This window comes from Ramlibacter sp., from assembly GCF_013697775.1.
Classification (GTDB): domain Bacteria; phylum Pseudomonadota; class Gammaproteobacteria; order Burkholderiales; family Burkholderiaceae_C; genus Ramlibacter.
The window spans coordinates 1-3,231 of record NZ_JACCWG010000152.1 but is presented as its reverse complement, the minus strand read 5'-3'; the positions used below and the strand labels follow the sequence as shown (position 1 = coordinate 3,231).

The following is a 3,231-nucleotide window of genomic DNA, read 5'->3' as shown; positions in this document are numbered from 1 at the left end:
GCTCGGTGCGCAGCTGCGACAGCAGCCGCATGGCCAGCAGGGAATGCCCGCCGAGTGCGAAGAAATCGTCATGGCGGCCGATGCGCTCGGCGTGCAGCAGCTCGGACCACAGGCGCGCGAGATGCGTTTCCGCTTCGCCCTGCGGCGCTTCGTAGGCCGGCGCGGCGAGCGACAGACCGTCGGGTGCGGGAAGTGCACGGCGGTCGAGCTTGCCGTTGGGCGTGAGGGGCAATTGGTCCAGCACCACATAGGCCGAAGGGACCATGTACTCGGGTAGCAAGCGGGCCAGCTGCGCGCGCAGCGACTGCGCGTCGATGGGGTCATCGCCGACCACATAAGCCACCAAGCGCTTGTCGCCCGGGTTGTCCTCGCGCGCCAGCACGGCCGCCCCGCGCACGCCGGGCAGCTGCGCGAGCTTTGCCTCGACCTCACCCGGCTCGATGCGGAAGCCCCGGATCTTCACCTGGAAGTCGTTGCGTCCGAGATAGTCCAGGGTGCCGTCCGCGCGGTAGCGCGCCAGGTCGCCGGTTTTGTACATCCGCCCACCCGCGTGGAACGGATCGTCGAGAAAGCGCTCGGCGGTCAGCTCGGGGCGGTTCAGGTAGCCGCGCGCGACGCCGTCGCCGCCGATGTGGATCTCGCCCGGCACGCCGACGGGTGTGGGCTGGCCGTTCGCGTCCAGCACGTAGATACGCGTGTTCGCGATGGGACGTCCAATCGGGACCGAGCGCGACGCGTCGGCATCCTGCGGCACGTCATGCACGATGCAGCCGACCACCGTCTCGGTGGGGCCGTACTCGTTGACGATGCGCACGCCCGGCTGCAGGCGCTGCCACAGCGCGACGGTGGAAGGCGCCAGCGCCTCGCCGCCGACCACGAAGACATCCACCGTGCTGCGCGCGCCCTGCGCGAGCAACCGCTGGCCCAGCACTTCCAAATGCGCCGGCGTGATCTTCACCAAACCGCAGCCGTCCGCCTGGACTTGCGCTTCGAGGCCTTCGACCTCCTGGCCTTCGGGAAGCAGGCGCACCGTGCCGCCCTGGGTCAGCGGTGCCCACAGGCTGGTGACAGTCGCATCGAATGACAGCGAAGAAGACACCACTGCGCCACGATTGGCTTGATAAGCCTCCGCAGCCCAGCTCAGGTAGTTGACGACGCTACGATGCTCCACCATCACGCCCTTGGGCATGCCCGTGGAGCCGGACGTGTAGATCACGTAGGCCAAGTGATCAGGGCGTAGGCCGGCGGCGTCAGGACGCTCGGCGGATGCATCGGCCCATGGCGGAGCGTCAGCATCGAGCGCAACGACTGGACCATGGCTGCCGTCGCCCAGCGCCTTGGCGCCTGCGGCATCGACCAGCACGACGGCGGGGTCGCAGTCGGCCAGCAGCGAGGCCAGCCGTTCGCGCGGTGAGCCCAGGTCCAACGGCACATAGGCGCCGCCGGCCTTGAGCACGGCCAGCAGGCCGGTCAGCAGGTAGGGACGCCGCTCCATGCACACGGCGACCCGCGTGTCGGGGCCGACGCCCAGATCGCGCAGGAAGTGCGCCAGCCGGTTGGCTTCGGCATCCAGCGCACCGTACGTCACGGTTTGCTCGCCCTGGACGACCGCAATCGCAGCAGGCGTGCGCCGGGCTTGCGCCTCGAACAGTTCGTGCACACAAGCCTCGCGCGGGTAGTGCGCCTCGGTGGCGTTCCACTGCACCAACAGCTGTTCACGCTCCGCGGCATCGAGCAGTTCAAGCTGGCCGACCGCTTGGTTCTCATCAGCCACCATTGCCTGCAGCAATCGCCGGTAGTGGCCCAGGTGCCGCTCGACTGTCGCCGCATCGAACAGTGCGCTCGCGTACTCGATGGAACCGGCGATGCGCCCGTCGACCTCGCCCAGGCTGAGCGTCATGTCGAACTTGGAGATGGTGTGCGGCGCACCCACGGTCTGCAGCTGCAGCCCCGGCAGCGCGAGCTCGCCGCGCACGTTGTTCTGCCACGAGAACAGCACCTGGAACAGCGGCGTGTGCGAGAGGCTGCGCTCCGGCTTGGCCAGTTCGACCACCTGCTCGAACGGCAGGTCCTGGTGCTGCTGCGCGTTGAGCGATTCGGCCTTGACCTGCCGCAGCAGCTGCACCGTGCTCGGGCCGTCGCTCAGGTCGAAACGCAGCGCGAGCGTGTTCACGAAAAAGCCGATCAGTCCTTCGACCTCGGACCGCGTGCGGTTGGCCACCGGCGTGCCGATGACGACGTCGTCCTGCCCCGACAGGCGCCCAAGCAGCGCGGCCCAGGCGGACAGCAGCGTCATGTGCAGCGTGGCGCCATGGCGCTGGCTCAATGCCTTCAGGGCCGCGCTGAGCGTTTCGTCGAGGGCGATGCCGGCGACGGCACCGCGGGGGTCCTGCTGTGCCGGGCGCGGTCGGTCGGTGGGCAGCTCCAGCAGCGCGGGGGCGCCGGACAAGCGGTCCTTCCAATAGCTGCTCTGGCGCTGCAGCACTTCGCCATCGAGCCATCGGCGCTGCCATGCCGCGTAGTCCGCGTACTGGATCGCCAACGGCGGCAACGGATCGTCCCGGCCTTCGGCGTACGCGCCGTACAGCGCGCTCAGCTCCTGCGTCAGCACGCCCATGGACCAGCCGTCGGACACGATGTGGTGCAGGGTGACCAGCAGCACGTGGTCGTCGTCGCCCAGGACCAGCAGCCGCCCGCGGATCGGCGGGCCGTTTGCGAGGTCGAACGCTTCGCGCGCTTCGCGCTCGGCCAGGCCCAAGGCGTCGGCGCCCGCATCCTGGCGGCCGCGCAGGTCGTGTTCGTGCAGCGTGAAGCCGATGTCTGCCGCCGCGATGCGTTGCACCGGCAGGCTGTCCTGCACCGCGAAGCTGGTGCGCAGTGACTCGTGGCGCGCGACAATCCGGTCCAGCGCGCGTTGCAGCGCGGATCGGTCCAGGCGGCCCGTCAAGCGCAGGCCGAGCGGGATGTGGTACGCCTGGCTCAGCCCCTCCATCTGCGTCAGGAACCACAGGCGCTGCTGGGCGAAGGACTGGGGCAATGCCTCTGTACGCGACGCTGGTTCGATCGGCGGCAGGGCGGTGCGTTGCGCGAGACCGATGGCTTCTGCCTGCGCCCACAGCACCGGATGCTCGAACAGCTTGCCCAGCGGGAACTCCACGCCCAGCTCGGTGCGCAGCTGCGACAGCAGCCGCATGGCCAGCAGGGAATGCCCGCCGAGTGCGAAGAAATCGT

The 3,231-nt window shown here is 69.2% G+C and carries 1 protein-coding gene; it reads right to left on the bottom strand.

Features of this window, described 5'->3' with window-relative positions:
* Positions 1 to 3,231 (bottom strand): amino acid adenylation domain-containing protein (locus tag H0U68_RS07555; protein ID WP_296354198.1); only part of this gene is annotated, 3,231 nt, incomplete at both ends.